Here is a 20,015-nt window from a genome sequence, read left to right as displayed (position 1 = left end):
GTTTTTCAGCAACGCTGCCGGGGCCCTTGCCTGGCGGATGCGTGGGGCGCACCCGGCCGCCGGAGTGGCAGCTGCGGGCGGAATATCCTCCGCCACTGAATGGCTGACCGGGAAATCGGGTTTTCAGCTCGCCGTTTCGGCTGAAAACGAACAATACACAGCATAGGGCACGTATGTACCGACTTCTCTACCTTTGCCCGACCGCCCGGCTCCGGTCGGCGCAGGCGCAGCGCGGCGTATAGCAAAACTTTCCTGCAGGACGTTGCGCTACCAGTCGCCTTTTCAACCGTCATTTTGTGAACCCGAATAGTATGGATACCTCTTCCTTCTCCATCCCCGCCATGACCGTGCAGTTGGGCCAGTACCAGGCTGCCGTATCGGCCAGACTTGCCGATTTCAACGCCCGCAACTTCACCGCTGGTTTCTGGCAGAAACAGGCCGACCTGTGGGTACAAGACGCCGAGGCCCAGCAGAGCGTACGCAGCTTTATGGGCTGGCTGCGCGTGGCCGAAACCATGTTGCCCCACGTGGAAGAAATTCAGCAGTTTGCCCGGGAAGTGCGCGCCGCCGGCTTTACGCATGTGGTGGTAATGGGCATGGGCGGCAGCACGATGACGCCCATCGTGTTCAAGCAGGCCTTTGAGAAAAGTGCCGATGGCCTGCCCCTGCTGGTGCTCGACACCACCAACCCCGGCTCAGTGCGCGAGATTGAGGAGGCCGTTTCCCTGCCCGAAACGCTGTTTGTGGTGGCCAGCAAATCGGGTACTACGGCCGAGCCACTGGCGTTCGGCGACTACTTTTACGCCCGCCTCAAGGAACTGAAGGGCGACAAAGCCGGCGAGAACTTCGTGGCCATTACCGACCCGGGCTCCAAGTTCGTGACCCAGGCTACGGCCGAGGGCTACCGCCGCATCTTCCTGAACTTCGCCGAGGTAGGTGGCCGGTTCTCGGCCCTCTCCTACTTCGGCCTAGTGCCCGCTGCCCTTTACGGCATCGACATCAACACCCTGCTGGAACGCGCCATTGAGATGATGCGCGCCACCGGCTCGGCAGGCGACGTAGCCCACAACCCCGGCCTGGAGTTGGGCGTGGCGCTGGGCGTGCTGGCTGAGCAGGGCCGCGACAAGCTGACGCTGGTAGTGCCCGAGAACCTCACCGACTTGGGCCTGTGGCTGGAGCAGCTCATTGCCGAAAGCACTGGCAAGGAAGGCAAAGGCATCCTGCCCGTAGCCGGCGACCCGCTCAGCGGCCCCGAGGTGTACGGCTCGGACCGCGTGTTCGTGTACGTAGGCTTCGAAAACCAGCCTGACGAAGAAAACCGCCGCAAAGTAGCTGCTCTGGAGGCCGCCGGCCACCCGGTTATTACCATCCTGCTGCGCGATGCGCTGGACCTGGGGGCCGAGTTTTTCCGTTGGGAAGTGGCCACGGCCGTAGCCAGCGCCGTACTCCGGATCAACCCCTTCGACCAGCCCAACGTACAGGCCGCCAAAACCGCCACCGACCAGCTCATGAAAGTGGTGGTGGAACGCGGCGCGCTGCCCCAGACCAGCACGCCCGCGTTGGAAGAAAACGGCCTCAGCTACTACACCAGCGTAACCGGCTCCAACGCAGCCGATGTGCTCAAAGCCTTCTTCCAGCAGGCTGGTGCCGATAACTTCCTCTGCATTCAGGCCTACCTGATGGAAACGCCGGCTCTTAACACCGAGTTGAACGAGTTGCGTGCCTTGGTGCAGCAGCGCCTACACATTGCCACGGCTTCCGGCTACGGCCCCCGCTTCCTGCACTCCACTGGCCAGTACCACAAAGGTGGCCCCGATACCGGCCTGTTCCTGCAGCTCACCACCGACCACGCCCAGGACCTGCCCCTGCCCGGCCGCCCCTACACTTTCGGCACGTTCCAGAACGCCCAGGCCGCCGGCGACCTGGAGGCCCTGCACAACTACAACCGCCGCACCCTACGCGTCCACCTTGGCTCCGCAGGCGAAGAAGCCGGCGTAGCCCAACTGCTGCAGGATCTGCGCACGGCCTTGGTAGCGGAGTAGCACCGGTTCTCCACTTACCGAAACGAAAAGAGGCTTCAAGCCTCTTTTCGTTTCGGTATAACCAACGGAAGCAGCACAGTACCGTCCATACAATCCGTGCGAATCCTTGATGCTAGCGGCCGAAGTCGTCCTGCACACGCACAATGTCGTCTTCGTCGGAGGGGTAGGCGGCGTCGGTGTGCTGCCAGATTTCGGCAATCTGGCCCCAGCCGTCGAGGCCGATGAGGCGGTGCCGCTCGCCCTGCTGCAGTATGATTTGCTCGCCGGGGCCATAGGTTTTCAAGGGGCCTTCCTCGTCGGTGGAGCTGGTAATGACGCCTACGGTGCCGCTCACCACGCGCCAGATTTCGGCGCGACGGTGGTGGTACTGCCAGCTTAGGCGCTGGTGCGGAGCTACCAGCAGAATCTTGGGGCTGAGCTTGCCCGAAATCCGCAGGTCTTCTACTGCCAGCCCGTCGAAGTAGTTGTTGGCAAACTGCTGAGCCTGGGTTTCATCGAGCACGAAAAAGCCGCCCCAGGGCCGGGCTTCGTCTTTGCGCTCAATGCGGAATCCCTGTTGCAGCAAATGACGTTCGGTCTGCTCGAATAAGGCCGTTTTGGATTCGGGAGTAGATACCATACAAGAGAAATTCGGAAGGCAAGTGACAGATACGCGTAACCACGGCGGGCCGCTACGTCGGCTCAATGTAGCAATTGGCGTGCTTTTCTGATCTACTTCAAACCGACAATTTTGCGGAACACACTCATAAGCCGGGCATATCTTATTGGCCCGGTCCGCGTACTACCCGTATCCTTTTCATCTATCCCCGAACCCATGGAAAAAGTAGCCGCTGGGGTCCACCAGCTCTCTATTCAGCGTTTTGTCAATGTCTATTTCGTAGAAACCGGAACGCCCGGCGAGTGGGTACTGGTGGATACCGGCCTGCCCGGTTCGGAGAAGTCCATTATTGCCGCCGCCGATAAGCTGTTCTACCCCGGCACCCACCCAGAGGCCATCATCCTGACCCACGGCCACATGGACCACTCGGGCTCGGCCCAGGCCCTGGCCGAGCACTGGAAGGTACCAGTGCTGGCGCACCCGCTGGAATTGCCGTTCCTTACCGCCAAAGCCGTGTATCCGCCCGCCGACCCCACGGTAGCCGGAGGCGGCTCGTTGGCTTTTGTGGCCCGGTTCTTCCCGCCCCAGTCGTTTCAACTCAGCGACTACGTGCAGCATTTACCGGCCAATGACACCGACCCGCCCTTCCTACCTGACTGGCAGTGGCTGCACGTACCCGGCCACGCGCCCGGCCAGGTAGCCCTGTTCCGCGAGAAGGACCGGACACTGCTGGGGGCCGATGCTTTTGCCACCGCCAACCACGAATCGGTACCGGAACTGCTGCTGCAACTTCCGAAAATCAGCGTGGCGGGCGCACCATTCAACTACAACTGGCAGCAGGTGGGCGAATCCATCCGGACACTGGCGGCGTTGCGGCCCGAGGCCATTGGCTGCGGCCACGGCCCGGTTATCAGCGGCCCGCAGGCGGCCGAGGGCCTGCAGAAGCTGGCCGACGAGTTTAAAATTCCCGTGCGCGGCCGTTACGTGCAGCACCCTGCCCGCACCGATGAAAACGGCGTGGCCTACCTGCCCCCGGCGCCACACGACCCCATCCGCGCCAAGTTTGCCATAACCGCGGCCGGCCTCGGGGCACTGGTAGGAGCCGCCCTGCTGGTGAAGCGGTACCAGAAGCGCAAGCAGAACGAATACCCGCGTCCCGTGGCCGCCGAGCCCAAGCGGGAACGGACCGAAGAAGTAGTGCGGTAAATCTGTGCAACCGTATTCAGCAAAAAGCCTCTCAGTTACTAGCTGGGAGGCTTTTTGCATGTATTCAGGACTTTTTCAGATCAGCCAGCGGTAACGAAGGCTTTGCAATTGATACCGCTAAGCAGTGGTGTCAGCACGGAGACGCGACCTGTAAAGCTCGCGCCATTACCAGCTAACTTATTCTGTATCTATAGAGTCGCCGGGCACGACAGGGACGGTTTCGGCTGGCTGCTTTACCTCCACGCTACCGTGTACGGTGCTGGCTTTCAGCTGGGCTCCACCTTTGCCCAGCGTGGCCACCAAGTTATGTGGCATAACGCTTTTGCGCTTGGTGTTCAGCCTGGCCGTTACTTTGCCGTGGGTAGTGCGGGCCAGCACCGTAGCAGCATAGGTAGCAGGCAGTTCCCAGTTTACGCTGCCGTTGGTAGTATTTACATCGAGCCCTGGGCCGACCCAGACCGGGCCAGTCAGGGCAATGGTTACGCTGCCGTTGACGGTCTGGCCACGCGCGTCGCCGTTGATGCCGGTGAGTACCAGCCCGCCGTTGGTAGTATCGAAACGCAGCCTGCCTTCCACGTTTTCCAGCGTGATGCCGCCATTCACCGCCTTCAGCACCAGATCGGTCCGGGAGGGCACAAATACCTCGTAGTCTACCGCCCATCCATCCAGCGACTCATTGGCCCGGCCGGCCCGCACAGTGTTGTTCTCTGACGTTATACGTACGGCGGCGGCCAGGGCTTTGGCAGATTCCGGCGTGGCCGCCCGGCCCGTTACCCGGGCCCGCACGCGTACGGTACTGCCGCCATAGCCACGCACCGTGAGGCCGCCGTTTACGCGCGCATCCACCGTGAGGGCTGTACCGGTGGGCGGCGCGGGCAGCGTCAGGTCCCGGGTTTCGCAGTAGAGTTTCTGCAGCGCACTGGCCGATTTCTGATCGGCGCAGGTAATGGTAAAAGCCGGGCCGGCCGGTACTTTGGCCGGGGCAGGACGAGCGGGCATTTTCTGGGCGGCAGCCGGCCAGGTGGTCAGCAGCAGCAGCAGGAAAAGCAAGCGGGTTTTCATGGCAGAAGATTAAAAACAGGCGCGGGTAATCAGGTATCGAGGGAAGCGGCCACACCGGTGAGGTAGGCTGTAAGGATGGTGGCCGCAAGCCGGGCCGTTTGGTTGTCCCGATCAAACAGCGGATTCAGCTCCATCAGCTCAAACAGCAGCACTTCGGGCTCTTTGCCGGCCATAAACGCGGCCTGGGCAGCTTGGCGCGGCGTCAGGCCATCGGCGCTGGGCGCACTCACGGCGGGCGCGTACGCCTCGGCACAGCTATCCATGTCGAAGCTCACAAAGGCCGGGCCGGCGGCGGTGGCGTGCCGCAGGGCGCGCGTCATATACTCGGGCATGCCATCCTGTTGCACATGGGCCAGCGGCACCAGTCGGGCCTGTTGTTGGTGCAGAAAGTCGATATCCTCCCAGGTGTTGAGGTTGGAGTGCAGACCGATTTCGGTGAACCGCTCCCCGGCCAGCACCCCTTCGCGCAGCAGCCGTCCAAACGACGTTCCGCTGCTGATAAGCGGACGGTCCTTCACGTCGGCGTGGGCATCCAGGTTGATACCGCCCACCGACTGGCTGCCGGTGGCGTCGCGCAGGCCGCGCACAGTGCTGTAAGTGCCATCGTGGGAGCCGCCCAATACTACCACGCGCGGGTACTGGTTGAGCAGGCGCGTCAGCTCGCTCCGGATGATCTGGTGGTTGGTGGCGTGGTCGGGGTGGCGCAGGTCCAGGTTACCGGCATCGGCAATGCGCAGGCCGTCGAGACGCACGTTGTGCTCCAGATTATAGGTTTTGTGGTAGCGGCGCAGCTCCCGCCGGATGGCCTCGGGAGCATTAGCAGCCCCGGCCCGGCCGCCTTCCAGCACGGTGCCAAAATCCAGGGGCAGACCAACCAAGCACACATCGGCTTCGGGAAGCTGCCCGGCCGGGCGAATCAGGTCACGAACAAAGGTGGGCATGCCCAAATGTAGGACGAAATCCGACGTACCAGACTACCTATATCTGTTGGCGCAGTTTTCATTCTTCGGCAGTTGGTTACTACCAAGCTTTGGCAACTTTATACACCGCAGACAGTAAGTATTACACTACCGTTTCTATTCGCCCGCTGCTATGCCGATTCTTGAAACAGTACTACTTGACACGCCCACGCTCCTGATTCTGCACGAACCTCGGCTGCAACTGCTACGGGTAACCTGGCGGGGCCAATACGACGCCAAATCGGCACGGACCGGCTGCGAGCATATTCTGGCTCACATCTGCCACACGCGCTGCTCCCTGATGCTCAATGACAGCAGCGAAGTGTACGGCGACTGGTGGAAAGCCGGCGAATGGGTAGGGCAGGTTTTTGCCTTCGAGTTAGGAAAGCGGGGTATTCGGGCCGTTGCCTGGATCAACGCAATGGACTGGCCCTCCCGCCACTCGGTTGCCTCCACCCTACCGCACGTGCAAGGTCTGGAAGTCTGGATTTTTGACTTCGACGAGCAGGACGCTGCTTATGCTTGGCTGCTTTCCCAAACGCCTCCGGCTGCCGCGTAGCTGCTGGAGGCACTTAGACAGTGAAACCTGATGCTTCAGCTAAGGCCTATGTGCTGTGTCGGCAGCACATAGGCCCGGCATGCACTAGTAATCGACGGCATGGCACGTTTAGTATGCGAGATGCTCCGCGGTAGTCGACACAAGAGGCTTTTCGCTTACCAGCCACACAGCCCGGTCGACCGCAGCCGCCGGCTTTTTGCAGCGGGCGGCTTACCTTTCATGATGAAACTACTCTTTCCGGTTCCGCTGCTCGTGGTGCTACTGGTACTGACCCAGCCCCAATGCCACGCCCAGGCCCGGCCGGCCAACGCCAGGCCGGCGGCCCCGTTCTTTACCACCTATACTTACCTGACTTATTCCATTCTTGATAAAGGCACCAGTCCTAAGCCGTTATCGGCTAAAGGAGTGGGCGGTACCCTCACGCTCCGCCCCGACGGCACCTACCAAAAAAGCTTGCTACTGGCCGCCAACGGCACCACCCAGCACTTCGACCAGGAGGGCCGGTTCAGCCTTACCCCCGGTCGCATCACCTTTACCCACCCCGACCCGAGTGGTACTAACCGCACCGATGCGGGCACCTTCCGCCTCACCGGCAAGCTGCTCACTATCACGCTGGAGGGGTATCCGGCCGGCAACCAGAGTATCTACACGTTGCGGGCGCAATAACCAGGGTGCATTGCGCCCCGCCGGCCTTTCTGCTAACTTGCGGCCCCTTTCGGCCCCACCCGCGCCGCCTGGGCCACTCACAAATTCACCACTTCACCAATTCACTGATAGATGGGACGCGCGTTTGAATTCCGTAAAGGCCGCAAAATGAAGCGCTGGGACCGGATGTCCAAAGACTTTACCCGCATCGGCCGGGAAATTGTAATGGCCGTGAAGGAATCGGGGGCCAACCCCGATACCAACTCCCGCCTGCGCACCGCCATGCAGAATGCCAAGGGCGTGAACATGCCCAAAGACCGGGTGGAAGCCGCCATCAAGCGCGCCAGCAGCAAGGAGGAGAAAGACTATACCGAAGTGGTGTATGAGGGTTACGCGCCCCACGGCGTGGCCATCGTCATCGAAACCGCCACTGACAATCCCACCCGCACCGTGGCCAACGTGCGCATGTACTTCAACCGGGGCAACGGCGCCCTGGGCACCGCCGGCTCCTCTGACTACACTTTTACGCGCAAGGGCGTGTTCAAGCTGGCTGCTGAAGGCCTCGACCTCGACGATTTGGAGTTGGAACTCATTGACGCCGGCGCCGAGGACGTGTACGCCGACCAGGAAGAGGACGAGCACGGCAGCGTGAAAGATTACATCGTGGTAGAAACGGCATTTACCGACTTCGGCCAGATGCAGAAAGCCCTGGAGGAGAAAGGCCTGAACGTGGTATCGGCCCAGCTGCAACGCGTGGCCAACACCACAGTGCACCTCGAAGGCGACCAGCTGGACGAAGTAATGAACCTCATCGAGAAGTTTGAAGAGGACGACGACGTGCAGGCCGTGTACCACACGCTGGGCTAACTCACGGAGTCAACCGGATTCGCCCGGTTAGTCGAATTCTGTAGCCGATGTATGTAAAAGCGGGCTGCTCCGGTTGGGGCAGCCCGCTTTTCGTTTGGTGGTGAATCCAGCGTTATCACGTCTTGCCTACCCGTTGTGCCGATAAACTACCCGGTAGGCCACCGCTGCCCGGTGAGCCACCAAGCAGCCCGGCCAAACAGGCGCACAGTGCGCCAAAGGGTAGGCCCAAACAGCACCCCAAACCCTAGCAGGACTAAGGCATCGGCAGGCTGGTGCCACCAGGCCGCTAGCAGCAAGGAAAGCGGCAGGAATACTTCGTAATACTCGTTGAGCAGCACGTGAGAATGAAATTGGGGTTGTACTACCGTTAGGGTCATTTTCCAGCGGTAGTACCGAATTAAGGTCAGCCCCACGTAGAGCACCAGGCCCACCAGGGGAGCTACGCGGCCACTCACGCTCAACAGTACCAGCAGCGCCGCCACTTCTACCGGAAATACCACCCACTCTACCACGCGCCGGACAGTTGAGGCCCCAAAACGCGTTACAAAGGTGTTCATGCCGGCTTCCGCGTCGTTGGTGGCGTCGCTGAGTTGGTGCCAGATAATGTTCCGCATACCGCAGGCCAATGCCCACACGCCCACGCCCCCCAGCCACAGGAGCGGCAGGTGCTGGTGCAGGCTGGCGGCCATTAGTGTAACACCTGTGAGCTGTGGAAAGAAGTGCGCGCCGGCGGCATCGGCCAATACACCGGCCAAGGCCCGGCCTTTCAGCCGCACGGGCGGCAGCGAGTAAGCCGTGAATACGACCCAGGTACCCAGGTAGAGTCCCGTCACCACCGGGCTGATACGCCAAAAATACCAGCCAAACCCAGCGCCGGCCAGCAGGCATACCCCAAGTAGCAGCGCAACGCGCCCACCCGAAGTATGGGCTAAGCCGTTAGCCTTTCCTGCCCGGGCATCATCGGCGCGGTCGGTCCAGTCGTTGAGCAAGCTCACGTAGGTGGCTGCCACCGTAAGCGCCAGCAGCAACAGCAGCAGTTGACTACTTACCAGCCAAATTGAGCTATTTGTCAGCAGCACGGAGGCAAAACAAATAGCCATAATTGGTGCAAATTTGTATCCCCACCACTCTGTAACACGGGCAACAGTGGCCAATCGACGAATAAATAAAGATGCGGTCATCTGAAAATAAGGCCGATGAGCTGCATCCCCGGTCGATATGGCCTGGAAAACAGCCTCGACTGTGAAGGAAGACTTGTATTTTGCGAACAAAAATGAGGGAAATAATCTATAATTCATCATCCCCGCTGGCTGATCCGCACGCTTTTGGGCAAGCCATTGGGGACGATGTGCGGGCAGTGCTGCGGGTCGGCCGCCAATTATTCGTGCGCAACCTGCGGGTGCAGTACCGGCAAAGTGTGCTGGGCTACCTCTGGCTGCTGGCCCCGCCCCTGTTCTTGGCCCTGACCTGGACCCTGCTGAGCAAAGCCAACCTGCTCCAGGGCAAGCAGCCTACGGTTCCTTTGCCCCTGTTTGTCTTGACGGGTATTTTCCTCTGGCAGGGGTTTGTGGAAATGCTCAATAGCCCGCTGCAGCAGCTTACCGCCGTGCGCGCTACCTTAGCTAAGGTGCGGGTACCCCACGAGGCATTTGTAGTGGCGGGGATGGGCGTGGTAGTATTTAACCTGCTGGTACGCCTGCTGGTATTGGGGGTCGTTATGTGGTGGTATGATGTTGGCTGGCACCTGACGTTGCTGTGGGTCCCACTGGGTTTGGCGGGCCTGCTGGGCCTGGGCCTGGGCCTGGGTTGGGTCATTGCCCTGCTCGGGCTGCTGTACAGCGACGTAGCCAACGCCCTGGGCCTGCTGATCAACATGTGGTTTCTGATAACGCCAGTCGTGTACGTTGTGCCCACGCGCTACGCGTCCGTGCTCAGCCTGAACCCAGTAACGCCCCTGCTCACGACTACTCGCAACTGGCTGCTAACCGGTCAGCTTCAGCCCACGCCCGGTTTCTGGCCGGTAGTAGGACTGGCCGGGGCCAGCGTGCTGCTGGGCTGGCTGGCCTACCGCCTGGCCCAGCCGCACCTGATAGCCCGCCTCTAAGTCATAGTCTGCTTACTTTCATTCGTTTACCCGACCCTTTGCATCCCGTTAGCCCCGCCTCCGATTCTCCCCTACTGGAGGTACGCCACCTCGCCAAAAAGTTCTGCACCCGGCTGCGCCTCTCTATGTGGTATGCCCTGCGCGACATACTGGGCGAAGCCTGGCCCGGGTACCGGGCGCGCGCCGCGCGGCTGCGGGCGCACGAGTTCTGGGGGGTGCAGGACATATCCTTTGAGTTACGCCCGGGCGAGGCCCTGGCCATTGTAGGCGCTAACGGAGCCGGCAAGAGCACTTTGCTCAAGCTGCTCAATGGCCTGATTAAGCCCGATGGCGGTAGTATTCACATCCGCGGAAAGGTAGGTGCGCTTATTGAGTTGGGTGTGGGACTCGACCCGGTACTCAGCGGCCGGGAAAACGTGTTTATCCGGGCCGCGCTGTTGGGGTTTTCCCGGGCGCAAGTGTTGCCGCTATTTGCCCAGATCGAAGAATTTGCCGGCTTGGGTACGGCCCTCGACATGCCCGTACAGTTCTACAGCTCGGGGATGGTAGCCCGCCTGGCTTACGCCGTTGCCGTTCACCTGCGGCCCGATATTCTGCTGGTGGATGAGGTATTGGCCGTCGGCGATATGGAATTCCAGCGCAAGTGCGTCAATCATATGCTGGCCTACCTGGCAACGGGTGGCTCGGTGGTACTCGTTTCGCACAATCCATACCATGTGCAGGCCGTGTGTCAGCGGGGCGTACTGTTGGAACGAGGACGGCTGACGTTTACGGGCACCGGCCTGGAAACCCTCGACCGGTATTACGCGCTGCAACAGCAACAGTTGACGGAACGTAACGCCCAGTCTGGGGGCAGCGCCCCCGTGGTTATTGAAGATCTGGTTTTTGAAAGCATTGCGGCTCCCACCATCATCACCGACGGCGCTGTGCGCGTGCGGCTTACATACCGAGCCCAAACGCCACAAACTAACGTTGCCTGGGCATTTTACATCTGGACCAATGATGGCCTTACCTGCGTTACCGGGGGCGTAAACCTGACGCCGAGCCACTTGATTTCGGGCCGGCATGAGTTAAGTTGCACGGTAGCGCGGCTGCCCCTTACAGTTGGGCAGTATCTGGTGAAAGTCGCCATTTTCGAGCTACAGTCGCAGCAGCCCTTAGCCTTACTTGGCTGGGAGGACGCCCCGGTACCGCTGGTGGTACAAGGGGAACTCAGTCTCGAAAAAAGCTTCCAGTCAATGATTCAGCAGTTGGTCACGCTTCCCATTGACTGGCACAATTAACTTTGGGCGGCAGCCACTTATCGGTAAATCAGCGGCTTAGCCGGTGGCGCACAGCCCGCCATATGTGCCCCGGCCGCAAGCGGGCGGCCACTTCCTCCAGCAATACTGCCAAAGGCAGCGTAGCGGCCAGCGAAACACTGGGTGCAGGCGCAGGCCACGCAACCACGGCGGGCCGAGCAACCTCAGGTCCGGCGTGCCGCCCTGTAGCCAGCACGGCCCGGCGGGCCGGGCCACCGGGCGTCACCGGCGGGTGGCTTACTACTTCTACCCGCTCGAAGTGTGGTGCCAGCAGCCTGATAAAGTGCTCCAGATGCGGTGCGATGAGGTGATGGTGGGTTTTGCCCGTTTCACTCTCCGCCCACGACCAGGTGATGCCCGTTATCCAGAAGTCGCCAGGATAGATGCCAGCGGAGTCGGTGTGGTACAGTACGGAGGTACCGCGCATTTCCTCCAGGTCAAGCACCGGAATGAAGATGGCGCCGCCGGGACGCGTCCATTCCACCATGTTGGCCACCACCTGCTCTACCTCCTTCACGGTTTCACAGTAGGAATACGCCGACCACATGCACGTTACCAACGACCACTGCGCCCGCCACTCCGGCACCGGGTCCCGGAAGTCGCCTTCGCGAAAAAACAGGGCATCTGGGCTGGCGGTCTGCGCCTGGGCCAGCATAGCCGCCGACAAATCGTACCCGGCGCGGGCTACGCCCGGAAACTTACTCAGGAAGTACCCGGTTCCGCACCCAATGTCCAGCCACCGGGCATCGGGACCCAGCACCCCCCGCAACACCGTCAGATCGGCTTCGGTATTACTCCGAATATCGGGCAGCAGCAAGAAACGGTTATCGTAGTCAGCCGCATAGCCAGCATCGTACACCTGCAGAACGTCGGTGGTCTTCATAGCCGCAAGTTTAGAATAAAACTACCACCCCCAGCTATACTCCGGCCTGACAGAGCCAAAAACCGTGTCACCAAGGCGACAGACTTCCGGCAGGTTTTTCGGGATTTTATGGGTGATTTACTTCATAATGAACAGCTCTGGTTAAGGCAGCCCGCTATGGTTTTCAGCTAATAGCTGCATTTTGCAACTTATCTTATCTAAACAAAGCGTTAAGCCATGACTATAGCGGCTGTTATTACCGATGTCAGTAATACGCTTATTGACACGTTTTCCACTATCGATACGTGGTTTGAGAAGGACGGCAACCTGCGTGCTTACCGCCCAGTACACAACGGCTGGACGATTGATGAGATTCTGGAGCACATCGGGCTAACCAACCACTACCTGCTTATTCTCATCGAGAAGGCAGCTACTAAAGCAGTAGCAAATATCCAGCAGGCAGACTTGGCAAATGAGCTGGCCAATCATACTTTTCAGCACGAAAAGTTAGCTACCATAGGGCAACACCAGTCGTTTACTTGGATTCGCCCTGAGCACATGGAACCGAAGGGTATTAATGCCTCGACGGAAGTTCGTCAGCAGCTGAAGACCCAGGTACAGCAGTGCTTACATACACTCCACAGGCTTAGTGGCGGGGAAGGTGTGCTGTACAAGACTACGATGAGCGTAAATGGCCTGGGCAAGCTCAACGTGTATGAGTACATCTACTTCCTGGCGCAGCACGGCAGAAGACACATCACGCAAATGGAGAAGAATGAAATGGCGTTTCATTCAGTCATCAAATAAAAGCAGGGCTTCGTTGCGCATGGAGAAGGAGTAAAATATAGCTAGGTTTAACCTACTATGTCACACAAGCTCCTCGCCGCTGCCTTACTGCTTATCAGCCTCCTCGCCGCCGCCTGCTCCCAACCCACACCACCCGCAACAACCGAAGCGCCGGACCTCACCAGTTACTTCCCCGCCCCCGATACCACGCAGCTGCAGACCGGCGGCGTGCAAATGGTGCCCATCAACACACCCAAGGGAAGGTTAAATGTCTGGACCAAGCGCATCGGCCATAACCCGCGCCTGAAGCTGCTGCTGCTCAACGGCGGACCGGGCGCCACGCACGAGTACTTCGAGTGCATGGAAAGCTTCCTGCCCCGCGAAGGCGTGGAAATTATCTACTACGACCAGCTCGGCTGCGGCAACTCCGACAACCCCAAAGACACCAGCATGTGGAGCCTGCCGCGCTATGTGGAGGAAGTAGAGCAAGTGCGCCAGGCTCTGCGCCTTGACAGCAGCAACTTCGTGCTGCTGGGCCACAGCTGGGGCGGCATTTTGGCCGCCGAGTACGCCCTCAAGTACCAGCAGCACCTCAAGGGCCTTATCATCAGCAACATGATGATGAGCATCCCCGACTACGGCAAGTACGCCGAGGAAGTATTGGCCCCACAGTTCAAGCCCGAAGTGCTGAAGGAAATCCGGGCTATTGAGGCGCGTAAGGACTTCCAGAACCCGCGCTACATGGAGCTGCTGCTGCCCAACTTCTACGCCGAGCACATCCTGCGCCGCCCGCCCGCCGAGTGGCCCGAGCCGGTGAACCGCTCCTTCGCCAAGATGAACCAGTCGCTGTATGTCACCATGCAGGGGCCCAGCGAGTTTGGCGTGTCGGGCAAGCTATTGAACTGGAACCGTGTGCCCGACCTACCGAAGCTCCGCGTGCCGGTACTCAGCATCGGCGGCAAGTATGATACCATGGACCCCGAGCACATGCGCATGGTAGCCCGCAAGGTGCAGCACGGCACGGCCCTGATCTGCCCCAATGGCTCGCACATGAGCTTCTACGACGACCAGCCCACCTACATGCGCGGCCTCACCAAGTGGCTGCACGCCGTGGACCGAGGCGAGAAAACGGTGGAATTGTAATTTTATCTTGTCATCTCTTCATCTGGCGTCTGCTTACAAAGGACCTTATGCGCACGACATGGAAGTAGAGCTAATCCCAGTTATTGAAGTCAATACACGGTACCAAGATTTGGTAGAATCATTGGCATCGGTAGTTCCTCTTTCCCCGAAAACTTTCTTGTATCGCGCCAGTGATTTGTCTACAGAATCGTTAAAGATTCTGTCTAAAATACATATACAAGGCTACTTGGATGGTGAATGGACGCTTGATGAGCAATGCACTTTCTTTGGAGGCTATATTCTGCGAATTGCCGGACACGACACATTATTCCCACAGTGTTGCGGCGAACCTTCGGACATCATCTATTGGAAGAATATAGCCAAGTACGGCCGCGCTGTATATTATCATGGCCATCCATATCCTGAGATTTACTTTACCGATGATTACGTCGTCTTTAACTGCCGGGATGAATATGAGGAGTTCCGCCCTGCTGCTCCAATTGAGGTATCAGTTCCGAAAATTCCCCTCTCAGCCGCCTACGACACCGCCGTACAGGAACTGGCGCTAGTAGCGCATCGACTACGCTCCATTGCCGACGAAGTATGCCTGCCAGTGGGTGACATAGCGAATCTCTTACTCTATCGAAATACAGAATTGCCGACCTTTGCCCCATGACCTTTCCCTACCGCCCGCTGTTTCTGTTTGAAGCCGACACGGCCACCATTTTTGAAATCAAGCGCCTGGATATCCAGAGTACCAACCCCGGCCACCTGTACTTCTGGCTGTATTTCGACCATGCCAGCGGCCGGCTCAGCCAGCTGGATTTTGAGTCGATGAGCACGGAGGCCGGGGAGCACCTGCGCGAATTCAGCCAAGGCCAGCTACGATTCAACGCCACCGACGCCACCTTCACGCCTGCCGAGGGCGACCCGGCCCTGACGCTGCGTACCATTACGCCGCCCACGCTGCCCGCCGCGCTGGAAACGGCGCTGTTTGCGTTTTTTGCCTAAACCCCGGGCCGGCCGTACGGCCGGCCGCCGCTTATGCCGTATCTTTGCAGGCTGCCGACCCTTCAGGGGGCCGGCAGCCTGTTTTTTACCCGCCTGCCCAAGTGCCTCAGCACCAAGCGTCAGGCCCTAAGCACTCAACCCATGGCAACCCGACTCAATAAATACATCAGCGAAAGTGGCATCTGCTCCCGCCGGGAAGCCGACCGCCACATCGAGCAGGGCAACGTGTTCGTGAACGGCAAGCGGGGCAACATCGGCGACCAGGTGACGCGCAAGGACCGCGTGGTGGTGAACGGCAACCTCATCGAGCCCCGGGCCGAGGAAGATGCTGTGTACATTGCCTACAACAAGCCTCCTGGAATCATTGCTACCACCGATACCGGCATCAAGGACAACATTGTGCGGGCCATCAAGCACTCGGTGCGCATCTTCCCTATCGGCCGCTTGGATAAGGAGTCGCAGGGCCTGATCCTGCTGACCAGCAACGGTGACATCGTCAACAAAATCCTGCGCGCTGGCAACCAGCACGAGAAAGAGTACATCGTGATGCTCGACAAGCCCATCAACGAGCAGTTCATTGAGTCGATGGCCAACGGCGTACCGCTGGGCGGCGTGATGACCAAGCCCTGTAAGGTGTCGAAGGAAACGCCCTACATCTTCCGCATCACGCTGGTGCAGGGCCTCAACCGCCAGATCCGCCGCATGTGTGAGTATTTCGGCTACGAGGTAGTGCAGTTGGAGCGCATCCGGGTGATGAACATCAACGTGAAGGGCTTGGGCGTGGGCGAGTGGCGCGAACTGCGCGAAAAAGAGCTGAAGGTGCTGTTTGAGATGATCAAAGACTCCAGCGGCACCGACGACGGCTCCGGTTCGCGCCGCCGTAAGCGCCCTTCCACCGCCGCCTTCTGGACCGACCGCCCCGCCCGCCAGGGCACTTCCAAAGCCCCCGAGGCCAGCCCCGACCAGAGCCGCCCCGCTGGGGCCTGGGTAGAAAAGCCCACTCGCAAGAAAGTGGCCGCCGCGCGCGCCGCCAAGCCCGCCACCAAAACCGCACCCAGCCCCACCGAGCCGCCGCAGTGGCCCACCGGTCCCGGCCGGGCGGCCGGCGGCATGATCCGCCCCGACGGCCCCGGCTTCGGAAAAGCTAGCCGGCCGGCTGGCCCTCGTTCGCGCAGCACCGGCCCCGCCAAAACTCCGGCCGCGCCACCCAAGGGCAAACCCAGCACCCGCGGCTCGCGCGGAGCCAGCCGCCCCGGCAAGCGCTAGGCAGCACGGAGCCAGTCGGTGCGCTTCGTTGTGCCGCTCACCACGTGCTGCGGCTTGGCCCAGCTTAGTTTTTTGATGCTCTGGGCCTCCTCCACTGAGGCGGCCCAGAGCTTTTTATTGCGGTATTCAGGCCTTTTGTAATATCTGATATCCGACAAACACACAGGTTGTCATGCCTGCCTGCTTTGACAGCGAAACCACTTTCATACTATTGAAAAAGGGCTTTACTTGACCAAAAGCTGCTAAGACAATGTGGCTTTCAGGATTTTCTGGCCACACACCAAAAGTCTGACTTGTGGAAATGGTGGTGTACGGAGCAGCATGGTTTCCCTGCTATGTTTGAAGGGTCGGACGAGGAAACGTCCGGGTTGTTTTTTCACTGCTGTATTTTTCTGTGCCATGAACACCGCCAAACCCTCCAACGCCTTTATTGCTGCTTCTTGGTTTGCCCTGCTGGCCGGGATGGCCGCCTTCATCATCGGCCTCTGGAACGCCCAGATGGCCCTCAACGAGAAAGGCTACTACTTCACGGTGCTCATGTACGGGCTGTTTTCGGGGATTTCACTGCAGAAATCGGTGCGCGACCAGCTGGAGGGCATTCCTGTCACGGGCATTTATTACGGGCTGAGCTGGTTTTCCACCATTCTGGCCATTGCGCTGCTCACGGTGGGCTTGTGGAACGCCACGCTGCTGCTGAGTGAGAAAGGCTTCTATGCCATGGCCTTTCTGCTGAGTTTGTTCGGGGCCATTGCCGTGCAGAAAAACACCCGTGACGCCAAAACTACCGCCGCTCCGGAGGCGGAATCGACGTTCCATAACTAGCAGCCTAAAAGTAGCGTGAACTACACAGTTCGCGCTACTTTTAGGCTATGAACCTGACCCCGAAACAACAGATGCTGGCCGGCGAGCCGTACTTCGCTAACGACCCAGAACTGGTAGCCGAACGCCTGCACGCTAAGAAGCTCTGCCACCGTTACAACCAGGAGCCCGTGCACCTCAACCGGCAGGTGTTGAACGATTTGCTGGGCCGGGAAACCGACGCCCACATCGAAGCACCCTTTCGCTGCGACTACGGCTACAACATTCAGCTGGGCCGGAATTTCTACGCCAATTACAACTTCACGGTACTCGACTGCGCCCCGGTCGTCATCGGCGACAACGTGTTTGTGGCGCCCAATGTGGTGCTGAGTACGGCTGGCCACCCGGTGGAGGTGGAGTCGCGCATTGCCGGCTGGGAGTTTGCCCGGCCCATTACCATTGGTGATAATGTGTGGCTGGGCGCGGGCGTGCTGGTGCTACCGGGCGTGACCATAGGGGCGGGCACTACCATCGGGGCCGGTAGCGTGGTTACGCGCGATATTCCGGCCGGCGTGGTGGCAGTGGGCAACCCCTGCCGGGTAGTTCGGACGCTGTGAGCATGGCTTCAACTGCTGCCAGTCTGTCGTTGCCGGAAGCACTGGCGGCGCTGTACGCCACATTTTCGCATCAGCAGTTGCGGAAGCTGCCGGAAGCCTGCCCCTGCTGTATTACGGCCGCTGAGAGCTGGGTTTTGTTTACGGTGCCGCTGGCCGATCAGACAGAAGCGCAGCTGCAACGCTACGCGTTCAAAGCCATGACGACCTGGGGAAACGCCGCCGATTTCCGCTACTTCCTGCCCCGGCTCTTGGAACTGTCGTTGCGGCTAGATGCAGCTATTGAAAAAGAAACCGTCTTCAGCAAGCTGGAACTGGCCGGCTGGACTTCCTGGGGGCCGGCGGAGCAGGCAGCCGTACGGCAAGTCCTGCGGGCCTGGTGGGCGCATCACATTCAGCAGGAGTGCTTTTTTGAGGAAGAGTTACTGGGCTGGCTGATTCGACTGACCGGCTCAATACAACCCTTACTGCAAGCGTGGCAGCCGGCTGAAACCGATTGGGCCTTTGAGAATCTAGTGCGCACTGTACCAGTCCTCAGCGATCTGGAGCAGCATATTCGCACACGTAATCCGGAGGATGCGTCCCGTCATATTGCTGCGTTACGGCAGTGGCTGGGGCAGCAACTCCCGATTCTGGAGGCCGGCTTTTTTCAGGAAGAAACTCGCAATGAGGAATTTGCTCAGGCAATTTCTCTGGCTCATACCTTGGTTGCGGTCCTTCCTACCACCGGAACACTACTATAACTGCCCGACAAATCCGCTTCTCCTGTATCTTGCGGGCCGCTGGCAGCTTTGGCTCCGGCAGCCCGCCCCGTTTGGCCCCGTTGCCAGACGTCTATCAACCACCGAAACGCATCCCACCCATGACGCTCCGTACCGACTGGACCCTCGACGAAGTACACGCTATTTACAACCAGCCCGTGCTGGAACTGGTCACCCAGGCCGCCGCCATCCACGCCCAGACGCAGGCCACCGGCGAAGTGCAGGTGTGCACCCTGCTGAGCGTGAAAACCGGCGGCTGCCCCGAAGACTGCGCTTACTGCCCCCAGGCGGCCCGCTACCACACCGGCGTGCAGGCCCACAAGCTGCTGCCCGACGCCGAAGTGCTGGCCTCGGCCCAGCGCGCCAAAGACTCGGGCTCCACCCGCTTCTGCATGGGCGCCGCTTGGCGCGAAATTCGCGACAACCGCGACTTTGACCGGGTGCTGGGCATGGTGGAGCAGGTGAACGGCCTGGGCCTAGAAGTGTGCTGCACCCTGGGTATGCTGAACGAGTATCAGGCCGAGCGCCTTAAGCAGGCCGGCCTCTACGCCTACAACCATAACCTCGACACCAGCCGCGAGAAGTACGATGATATCATCACGACCCGTACCTACGACGACCGGCTGAATACGCTGGAGCACGTGCGCAAAGCCGGTATTTCGGTGTGCTCGGGCGGTATCATCGGCCTCGGCGAAACCGACGAGGACCGCATTGCCATGCTGCATACGCTGGCCACCCTGCCCGCTCACCCCGAGTCGGTGCCGGTAAACGCACTGGTGCCCGTAGCCGGCACGCCTCTGGCCGACCAGCCGCGCGTGAGCGTGTGGGAAATGCTGCGCATGATTGCCACGGCCCGCATCCTGATGCCTCACACCATGGTGCGCCTCTCGGCCGGCCGCCAGGAAATGCCCGTAACGGAGCAGGCCCTGTGCTTCCTGGCAGGGGCCAACTCCATCTTCTCGGGTGAGAAGCTGCTGACCACGCCTAACCCCGATTTCGACGCCGACAAGCAGATGTTCGCCCTGCTCGGCCTCAAGCCCCGCAAATCGTTCAAGGACGTGCCCGAGGGTGCCACGGTGCTGGGCCGCACGGCGACGGTGGAGGCGTAATGCCCACGGCTGGTTATTTTCTCCCTGACTCAGAACCGCTCACAATGGATATTGCTTTCGACCTCAACCTTGACCACGCTTACGCCGAAACTTTCCGCCAGCAATACGAATCCCGCGAGGCGCACGAGTTGATTTCCGAGCTGGAAGACAAAGTTGGGGCCGCTATTAGTCTCATCATGCAGCGGCACAGCGTGCTGCCCGGCATCGGCGACCGGGTGGAAGTGGATTCGGAATGGATGGTCATCAACGCCCGCACCTTCGGGCAGAGTGGCAATGTCTGGCTTTCGGTGAAGCGCTTCGAGGTATAGCTCCGGGCCTTTTCCGCACTGCTCTTTTCAGTCAT

Annotated in this window: 23 protein-coding genes; 17 read left to right on the top strand and 6 right to left on the bottom strand. The window is 60.0% G+C overall.

Annotation, left to right across the window (positions count from 1 at the left end; genetic code table 11):
• Positions 1-311: 311 nt before the first annotated feature.
• On the top strand, positions 312-2,042 hold the full coding sequence (locus HSW_RS09195; protein WP_052346283.1) for a hypothetical protein: 1,731 nt from the start codon (positions 312-314) through the stop codon (positions 2,040-2,042).
• A 112-nt stretch (positions 2,043-2,154) separates the two neighbouring features.
• Here HSW_RS09195 and HSW_RS09190 read toward each other — a convergent pair whose 3' ends face one another.
• Positions 2,155-2,661, bottom strand: coding sequence for a cupin domain-containing protein (locus HSW_RS09190; protein WP_044001698.1), 507 nt, complete (start codon positions 2,659-2,661; stop codon positions 2,155-2,157).
• A 195-nt stretch (positions 2,662-2,856) separates the two neighbouring features.
• On the opposite strand from HSW_RS09190, the gene HSW_RS09185 reads away from it, so the two are divergent.
• A complete protein-coding gene (locus HSW_RS09185) occupies positions 2,857-3,846 on the top strand; it encodes an MBL fold metallo-hydrolase (protein ID WP_052346282.1) in 990 nt (329 codons plus the stop codon).
• 177 nt (positions 3,847-4,023) lie between these two features.
• On the opposite strand, the gene HSW_RS09180 is transcribed toward HSW_RS09185, so the two are convergent.
• Positions 4,024-4,908 carry a DUF4097 family beta strand repeat-containing protein gene (locus HSW_RS09180; protein ID WP_044001697.1) on the bottom strand — a complete coding sequence of 295 codons (885 nt, stop codon included), beginning with the start codon at positions 4,906-4,908 and terminating at the stop codon, positions 4,024-4,026.
• 29 nt (positions 4,909-4,937) lie between these two features.
• Positions 4,938-5,849 carry an arginase family protein gene (locus tag HSW_RS09175; RefSeq protein ID WP_044001695.1) on the bottom strand — a complete coding sequence of 304 codons (912 nt, stop codon included), beginning with the start codon at positions 5,847-5,849 and terminating at the stop codon, positions 4,938-4,940.
• A gap of 151 nt (positions 5,850-6,000) precedes the next feature.
• On the opposite strand from HSW_RS09175, the gene HSW_RS09170 reads away from it, so the two are divergent.
• The 3 genes from HSW_RS09170 to HSW_RS09160 all read left to right on the top strand — a co-directional run bounded on the left by HSW_RS09170 (position 6,001) and on the right by HSW_RS09160 (position 7,938).
• Positions 6,001-6,426: a SpoIIAA family protein gene (locus tag HSW_RS09170; protein ID WP_044001694.1), complete on the top strand. Its 426-nt coding sequence runs from the start codon at positions 6,001-6,003 to the stop codon at positions 6,424-6,426.
• 219 nt (positions 6,427-6,645) lie between these two features.
• The gene (locus HSW_RS09165; protein ID WP_197031980.1) at positions 6,646-7,092 is read left to right on the top strand and encodes a hypothetical protein; all 447 of its coding nucleotides are present in this window, start codon (positions 6,646-6,648) and stop codon (positions 7,090-7,092) included.
• A gap of 111 nt (positions 7,093-7,203) precedes the next feature.
• Positions 7,204-7,938, top strand: coding sequence for a YebC/PmpR family DNA-binding transcriptional regulator (locus HSW_RS09160; RefSeq protein WP_044001692.1), 735 nt, complete (start codon positions 7,204-7,206; stop codon positions 7,936-7,938).
• 146 nt (positions 7,939-8,084) lie between these two features.
• On the opposite strand, the gene HSW_RS09155 is transcribed toward HSW_RS09160, so the two are convergent.
• Positions 8,085-9,038: a UbiA family prenyltransferase gene (locus tag HSW_RS09155; RefSeq protein ID WP_044001690.1), complete on the bottom strand. Its 954-nt coding sequence runs from the start codon at positions 9,036-9,038 to the stop codon at positions 8,085-8,087.
• A 173-nt stretch (positions 9,039-9,211) separates the two neighbouring features.
• On the opposite strand from HSW_RS09155, the gene HSW_RS09150 reads away from it, so the two are divergent.
• Together HSW_RS09150 and HSW_RS22705 are read left to right on the top strand one after the other, a co-directional pair.
• Positions 9,212-10,042, top strand: a complete 831-nt coding sequence (locus tag HSW_RS09150; RefSeq protein ID WP_044001688.1) for an ABC transporter permease — start codon at positions 9,212-9,214, stop codon at positions 10,040-10,042.
• Positions 10,043-10,080: 38 nt separating this feature from the next.
• Complete coding sequence (locus tag HSW_RS22705; RefSeq protein ID WP_155832895.1) at positions 10,081-11,325, top strand: ABC transporter ATP-binding protein; 1,245 nt, start codon at positions 10,081-10,083, stop codon at positions 11,323-11,325.
• Positions 11,326-11,353: 28 nt separating this feature from the next.
• Here HSW_RS22705 and HSW_RS09140 read toward each other — a convergent pair whose 3' ends face one another.
• Positions 11,354-12,226 carry a methyltransferase domain-containing protein gene (locus HSW_RS09140; RefSeq protein ID WP_044001687.1) on the bottom strand — a complete coding sequence of 291 codons (873 nt, stop codon included), beginning with the start codon at positions 12,224-12,226 and terminating at the stop codon, positions 11,354-11,356.
• 216 nt (positions 12,227-12,442) lie between these two features.
• On the opposite strand from HSW_RS09140, the gene HSW_RS09135 reads away from it, so the two are divergent.
• From HSW_RS09135 to rluF, 5 genes are all read left to right on the top strand, one after another.
• Complete coding sequence (locus HSW_RS09135; protein ID WP_044001686.1) at positions 12,443-13,012, top strand: DinB family protein; 570 nt, start codon at positions 12,443-12,445, stop codon at positions 13,010-13,012.
• A 57-nt stretch (positions 13,013-13,069) separates the two neighbouring features.
• On the top strand, positions 13,070-14,134 hold the full coding sequence (locus tag HSW_RS09130) for a proline iminopeptidase-family hydrolase (protein ID WP_044001684.1): 1,065 nt from the start codon (positions 13,070-13,072) through the stop codon (positions 14,132-14,134).
• Positions 14,135-14,141: 7 nt separating this feature from the next.
• Positions 14,142-14,789: a hypothetical protein gene (locus HSW_RS09125; RefSeq protein WP_155832894.1), complete on the top strand. Its 648-nt coding sequence runs from the start codon at positions 14,142-14,144 to the stop codon at positions 14,787-14,789.
• The gene (locus tag HSW_RS09120) at positions 14,786-15,124 is read left to right on the top strand and encodes a hypothetical protein (protein ID WP_044001680.1); all 339 of its coding nucleotides are present in this window, start codon (positions 14,786-14,788) and stop codon (positions 15,122-15,124) included. Before HSW_RS09125 ends, HSW_RS09120 begins: the two co-directional genes overlap by 4 nt.
• A gap of 141 nt (positions 15,125-15,265) precedes the next feature.
• Positions 15,266-16,390: a 23S rRNA pseudouridine(2604) synthase RluF gene (rluF, locus tag HSW_RS09115; protein ID WP_044001679.1), complete on the top strand. Its 1,125-nt coding sequence runs from the start codon at positions 15,266-15,268 to the stop codon at positions 16,388-16,390.
• Here rluF and HSW_RS24205 read toward each other — a convergent pair.
• Positions 16,387-16,548: a hypothetical protein gene (locus tag HSW_RS24205; RefSeq protein ID WP_155832893.1), complete on the bottom strand. Its 162-nt coding sequence runs from the start codon at positions 16,546-16,548 to the stop codon at positions 16,387-16,389. The genes rluF and HSW_RS24205 overlap by 4 nt on opposite strands.
• 241 nt (positions 16,549-16,789) lie before the next feature.
• Between HSW_RS24205 and yiaA the strand changes: the two genes are divergently transcribed.
• The 5 genes from yiaA to HSW_RS09090 all read left to right on the top strand — a co-directional run bounded on the left by yiaA (position 16,790) and on the right by HSW_RS09090 (position 19,980).
• Complete coding sequence (yiaA, locus tag HSW_RS09110; protein ID WP_044001677.1) at positions 16,790-17,212, top strand: inner membrane protein YiaA; 423 nt, start codon at positions 16,790-16,792, stop codon at positions 17,210-17,212.
• Between the two features lie 47 nt (positions 17,213-17,259).
• Positions 17,260-17,805, top strand: a complete 546-nt coding sequence (locus tag HSW_RS09105; protein WP_044001676.1) for a sugar O-acetyltransferase — start codon at positions 17,260-17,262, stop codon at positions 17,803-17,805.
• Between the two features lie 2 nt (positions 17,806-17,807).
• Positions 17,808-18,545 carry a hypothetical protein gene (locus HSW_RS09100; RefSeq protein ID WP_044001675.1) on the top strand — a complete coding sequence of 246 codons (738 nt, stop codon included), beginning with the start codon at positions 17,808-17,810 and terminating at the stop codon, positions 18,543-18,545.
• 119 nt (positions 18,546-18,664) lie between these two features.
• Complete coding sequence (bioB, locus tag HSW_RS09095) at positions 18,665-19,672, top strand: biotin synthase BioB (RefSeq protein WP_044001674.1); 1,008 nt, start codon at positions 18,665-18,667, stop codon at positions 19,670-19,672.
• Positions 19,673-19,716: 44 nt separating this feature from the next.
• The gene (locus tag HSW_RS09090) at positions 19,717-19,980 is read left to right on the top strand and encodes a hypothetical protein (protein WP_044001672.1); all 264 of its coding nucleotides are present in this window, start codon (positions 19,717-19,719) and stop codon (positions 19,978-19,980) included.
• Positions 19,981-20,015 lie beyond the last annotated feature (35 nt).

The sequence above is a fragment of the Hymenobacter swuensis DY53 genome (assembly GCF_000576555.1).
Classification (GTDB): domain Bacteria; phylum Bacteroidota; class Bacteroidia; order Cytophagales; family Hymenobacteraceae; genus Hymenobacter; species Hymenobacter swuensis.
Note: the sequence above shows the minus strand (reverse complement) of the source record. Positions and strands in the feature narration are given on the sequence as shown.

Coding starts and splice junctions, on each gene's coding strand:
- rluF (WP_044001679.1), top strand. CDS start 15,266: ATGGCAACCCGACTCAATAAATACATCAGCGAAAGTGGCATCTGCTCC.
- HSW_RS09195 (WP_052346283.1), top strand. CDS start 312: ATGGATACCTCTTCCTTCTCCATCCCCGCCATGACCGTGCAGTTGGGC.
- HSW_RS09175 (WP_044001695.1), bottom strand. CDS start 5,849: ATGCCCACCTTTGTTCGTGACCTGATTCGCCCGGCCGGGCAGCTTCCC.
- HSW_RS09170 (WP_044001694.1), top strand. CDS start 6,001: ATGCCGATTCTTGAAACAGTACTACTTGACACGCCCACGCTCCTGATT.
- bioB (WP_044001674.1), top strand. CDS start 18,665: ATGACGCTCCGTACCGACTGGACCCTCGACGAAGTACACGCTATTTAC.
- HSW_RS09105 (WP_044001676.1), top strand. CDS start 17,260: ATGAACCTGACCCCGAAACAACAGATGCTGGCCGGCGAGCCGTACTTC.
- HSW_RS09160 (WP_044001692.1), top strand. CDS start 7,204: ATGGGACGCGCGTTTGAATTCCGTAAAGGCCGCAAAATGAAGCGCTGG.
- HSW_RS09180 (WP_044001697.1), bottom strand. CDS start 4,908: ATGAAAACCCGCTTGCTTTTCCTGCTGCTGCTGCTGACCACCTGGCCG.
- HSW_RS09185 (WP_052346282.1), top strand. CDS start 2,857: ATGGAAAAAGTAGCCGCTGGGGTCCACCAGCTCTCTATTCAGCGTTTT.
- HSW_RS09150 (WP_044001688.1), top strand. CDS start 9,212: ATGAGGGAAATAATCTATAATTCATCATCCCCGCTGGCTGATCCGCAC.
- HSW_RS09165 (WP_197031980.1), top strand. CDS start 6,646: ATGATGAAACTACTCTTTCCGGTTCCGCTGCTCGTGGTGCTACTGGTA.
- HSW_RS09140 (WP_044001687.1), bottom strand. CDS start 12,226: ATGAAGACCACCGACGTTCTGCAGGTGTACGATGCTGGCTATGCGGCT.
- HSW_RS09130 (WP_044001684.1), top strand. CDS start 13,070: ATGTCACACAAGCTCCTCGCCGCTGCCTTACTGCTTATCAGCCTCCTC.
- HSW_RS09190 (WP_044001698.1), bottom strand. CDS start 2,661: ATGGTATCTACTCCCGAATCCAAAACGGCCTTATTCGAGCAGACCGAA.
- HSW_RS09100 (WP_044001675.1), top strand. CDS start 17,808: ATGGCTTCAACTGCTGCCAGTCTGTCGTTGCCGGAAGCACTGGCGGCG.
- yiaA (WP_044001677.1), top strand. CDS start 16,790: ATGAACACCGCCAAACCCTCCAACGCCTTTATTGCTGCTTCTTGGTTT.
- HSW_RS09155 (WP_044001690.1), bottom strand. CDS start 9,038: ATGGCTATTTGTTTTGCCTCCGTGCTGCTGACAAATAGCTCAATTTGG.
- HSW_RS09120 (WP_044001680.1), top strand. CDS start 14,786: ATGACCTTTCCCTACCGCCCGCTGTTTCTGTTTGAAGCCGACACGGCC.
- HSW_RS09135 (WP_044001686.1), top strand. CDS start 12,443: ATGACTATAGCGGCTGTTATTACCGATGTCAGTAATACGCTTATTGAC.
- HSW_RS09090 (WP_044001672.1), top strand. CDS start 19,717: ATGGATATTGCTTTCGACCTCAACCTTGACCACGCTTACGCCGAAACT.